Raw genomic sequence first — 971 nt, 5'->3', positions numbered from 1 at the left:
GAACCTTGATCGCTATGCAACGTACATCCTTCAGGCAAAGAAGGAAGTTGGCTTAACGTATCTAAAACAAACGCTATGTTTTGACAATCACCAATGGAATACGCAATGATTTCTCCGTTAAATAAATCTTGAATACTTGAAAGATACAACTGTTTAGGTCCAAAAGGCAAGTAGGTAATATCCGTAACTAGTTTTTGAAGTGGACGATCAGCTCGAAATTCACGATTTAATACATTCTCTGCAACCTGATAAGGTTGCCCTGTTCGCTGGCGTTTCTTCCGTTTTACACGACATTGCCAACCATACTTCTGCATGGTACGCTGCACAAACTTATGATTAATCTTCATCGTTCGATTGAGTAATGCTGTAATCTTTCGATAGCCATATCGAAACTTGTGTTTATGACATTGTTCACCCACTTGTTGTTCCATCCATTTCTTTAATGTAGCTCGTTGTTTATGGTGCTTCCAACGATAGTAAGTAGATCGAGGGATATCAAGATGTAAACAAATTTGATAAATAGGTAACTGATCTTTCAATTCTTCCACCACATTCACTACAATTTCTGGTACCACTTCCTTTCCAATTCCTTGTACTTTTTTAAGATCTCAATCTGTTGCTTTAACTGCCGGTTCTCTGCCTTCAATTTAGACGTCTCGCTATCAAATTCTGGACCTTTCCCATACGAATATTGCTTGCCTACAGGCTGTTCGAATCGATGCATTTCCCCATTTTTATACCATGTCATCCACGTTTTTAATTGGGTATGATTACGAATATTCAGTTGTGATAATACTTCTTTTACAGGTACACCAGCTAATCTCATTTCAATGGCTTTTAACTTTATTTCTACCGGATAACTGACTCTTGTCCCCATAGAAAAAACACCTCCAAGTTATTGTTAGGTACTACATACCCGTTTTTTAACTTAAAGGTGTTTTTTATTTGTCTCACTCTAGGGGGTCAGTCCC

1 pseudogene is annotated in these 971 nt (G+C 37.9%); it reads right to left on the bottom strand.

From position 1 onward, the window contains the following. A pseudogene (locus SB717_RS33345) lies at window positions 1-877 on the bottom strand (IS3 family transposase); the annotation flags it as partial. Between the last annotated feature and the right edge of the window lie 94 nt (window positions 878-971).

The sequence above is a fragment of the Priestia sp. SIMBA_032 genome (assembly GCF_046535215.1).
GTDB lineage: Bacteria > Bacillota > Bacilli > Bacillales > Bacillaceae_H > Priestia > Priestia aryabhattai.
The sequence above is the reverse complement of the archived record's forward strand: the minus strand, read 5'-3'. Positions and strand labels throughout refer to the sequence as shown.